The sequence below is a fragment of the Streptomyces sp. NRRL B-24572 genome, assembly GCF_002156145.1.
Classification (GTDB): domain Bacteria; phylum Actinomycetota; class Actinomycetes; order Streptomycetales; family Streptomycetaceae; genus Streptomyces; species Streptomyces vietnamensis.
This window is the reverse complement of the sequence record NZ_MWIG01000808.1, coordinates 1-2,823: the sequence shown is the minus strand read 5'-3', so window position 1 is coordinate 2,823 and position 2,823 is coordinate 1. Positions and strand designations below refer to the sequence as shown.

3 protein-coding genes are annotated in these 2,823 nt (G+C 73.7%); 2 read left to right on the top strand and 1 reads right to left on the bottom strand.

The features are described 5' to 3' along the window. On the top strand, positions 1-396 hold a 396-nt coding region (locus CCN56_RS36350), incomplete at its 5' end, for an MFS transporter (protein ID WP_143664733.1). Here CCN56_RS36350 and CCN56_RS36345 read toward each other — a convergent pair. Then, entirely contained in the window at positions 393-1,382 is a 990-nt protein-coding gene (locus CCN56_RS36345; RefSeq protein WP_086832011.1) for an AIR synthase-related protein, read from the bottom strand. The two genes, CCN56_RS36350 and CCN56_RS36345, sit on opposite strands and share 4 nt — an antisense overlap. A gap of 187 nt (positions 1,383-1,569) precedes the next feature. Between CCN56_RS36345 and CCN56_RS36340 the strand changes: the two genes are divergently transcribed. Beyond that, a partial coding sequence (locus CCN56_RS36340; protein WP_086832010.1) for an MFS transporter occupies positions 1,570-2,823 on the top strand: 1,254 nt, incomplete at its 3' end.

Below are 2,823 nucleotides of genomic sequence, written 5' to 3'. Positions count from 1 at the left end.
GGTGCGCTCCGCCTCGCGGGCGATGCACTCCGGCAGCATCGCGTACAGGAACAGCAGCTGTCCCGCGTGTCCGGTCCCCGCGAGGCGGAGCGCACCGGCACGCGCGGCGGAGGCCTGCTCGCCGGGCTGTTCTCCACGGGCGAGGCCGTCGGCCTGGCCGTGGGCCCGTTCCTCTTCGCCCTGGTCCTGCAGGCCTTCGGCTATCTGTCCTCGGACAGCGGCCGGGCGGTCGAGCAGACGTCCCTGGCCGAACTGGGCATCCTGGTGGGCATGGCGGTGGTCCCCGTGCTGGCGACGGCGATCGCCGCGGTGTCGCTGCGCGGATACCGCGGCGACGAGAGCGGATACCGCGACAACGAGAAGAGCCGACGCGCCGGAGGGGCCTCCGACGCCTAGAAGAGCCGGCGCGCGGGCTCGTTCACCGGTGCCGGCAGGGCGCGCACGGTGCCGTCCGCGTCCCGTACCTCCACGGGCCAGGCGAGCCGCTCCGCGGGGGCGGTGACACGGCCGACGAGCGCGGCCCACCGGCCGTACCGGTGGGAGCGCAGCGCGGCCAGGACGCCGGCGGCGTCCTCCGGGGAGACGACGAGACAGAGGCTGCCCGGGCTCGCCGCGTCCCAGGGGGCGATGCCGAGGGTTTCGAGCGCGACCCGCGTCTCGGCCCGCAGCGGCAGCGCGTCCCCGTCGATCCGGACGCCGGTGCGTCCCCCGGCCCCGAAGGACCGCAGTACGGAGGCGAGTCCGCCCTCGTTGAGCTCGGCGGCAGCCCGTACCGCACCCCCGTACCCGCCCGCGCGGACGGTGTCGAGCAGACCGGTCAACGGCGCGCAGCCACTGGCCACATGGTGCTCGAAACCCAGGCCCGCGCGCAGCGACAGCAGATGCGCCTCGTGGTCCCCGAGGGGGCCCGTCACCAGGACCCGGTCGCCCGGCCGGACGCCCGGGCGGGCCCCGTCCGGCGGGCAGGGGGCGGCGGTCCCGATTCCGGTGGCCGTGACGTAGACCCGGTCGGCGTCCCCGGCCCGCACCACCCGCCCGTGGACGGCCGCGACGGTGACCCCGGACTCGTGGACGGTGTCGCGCAGCGACTCGGCGAGCCGGCGCAGCAGTTGCCGCGGCAGCCCCGCCTCCACGGTCAGCGCGAGGGCCAGGGACCGCGGCCGTGCCCCGGCCGTGGCCAGGGAGTTCACCACACCGCTCACCGCGAGACGGCCGACGTCGGAGCCGCCGAAGAACGGCGGATCGCACACGTACGTGCCGGTGACGACGGACGGGACGAAGCCCGTCGGTGCGGCGGGTGCCGCGCCGACGAGGTCCCCGAGCTCCTCGATGACCAGGGCTGCGGGGTCGTCGTCGAGCCCCGTCTGCCGATCGTGCGCCATGGTGTGGTCTCCTCCTTCGCCGGGCGCCCGAGGGTACGGTCCGCCGCCGCGGAACCGGCGCCCCCGCGCCCGGGATAGGGGACCCCTAATCACCCCTTTCCGCGTTGTCGCCGGTCGGGGTCCGCCCCTACGTTCGACACGTACCTTCCGTCGTAGAGCGGCGCACACGGCCGCGCGAGGAGTTGTGGTGGACAAGAGGGAGCACCCGCGCAGGTGGGCGATTCTGGCCGTGCTGGCGGTCGCCGTGTTCGTCGTGTCGATCGACTCGACCGTACTCAACGTGGCGCTGCCCACCCTGGGCAGAGAGCTGGACGCGGGTACGAGTGAACTCCAGTGGATGGTGGACGCGTACTCGCTCGTCCTCGCGGGCCTGCTGCTCCTGGCCGGCAGCCTGTCCGACCGGTTCGGCCGCAAGCGGCTGCTGATCATCGGTCTGCTGCTGTTCGGCGCGGCGTCGGTGGCCGCCGCCTTCTCCACCGAGTCCTGGGAACTGATCGCGGCCCGGGCGCTCATGGGCGCCGGAGCCTCGGCGTTCATGCCCGGAACGCTCTCCATCCTGGTGCACGTCTTCTCCGAGGAGGAGCGCCCCAAGGCGATCGGCGTCTGGGGCGCGGTGACGGCCCTCGGCGCCGTCACGGGACCGCTCATCGGCGGTGCCCTGCTCGACCACTTCTGGTGGGGCTCGCTCTACCTCGTCAACGTGGTCGTCGTCGCCGCCGCCGTGCTCGGCGCGGCCGTCCTCGTGCCCGAGTCCACCGACCCGGGGGCCCACCCGCTGGACCCGCTCAGCACGCTGCTCTCCATCGTGGGCGTCTCGGCGCTCGTGTACGGCGTCATCGAGCAGCCGCGGTTCGGCTGGTCCTCCCCCGAGGTCCTCGCCGGGCTGATCGGAGGCGCGGTCGTGACGGTCCTGTTCTTCGTGCGGCAGGCGACGGCGCGGCACCCGATGATCGACCTGGCGGTGGTGCGCAACCGGAGGTTCCTGGGCTCCAGCGGCACCATGGCCGTCCTCATGTTCGCCCTCACCGGCAGCCTGTTCGTCCTCACCCAGCAGTTCCAACTGGTGCTCGGCTACTCGCCGTTCGCCGCCGGCGCGGCCATCCTTCCCCTCGCGGTGGCGCTGATGATCTGCTCCCCGCTCTCCCCGGTCCTCGCCAAGGCCCTCGGCGTGCGCAACACCGTCGTCCTCTCGCTGCTCGTCCTCGCCGCCGGATACGCCGGCTTCGCCCTCTTCACCGAGGAGTACGGATACGGCGCGATGGTCGGGGCGATGGCCCTGGTCGGCGCGGGCATGGGGCTCTCGCAGCCGCTCGTCAACGACGTCCTCATGACGGCGGGACCCCCGGAGAAGTCCGGTCTGCTCTCGTCGATGAACGACACCGTGCAGGAGATGGGCGCCGCGTTCGGCGTCGCGGTCGTCGGCAGCGTGCTCGCCGCCCGG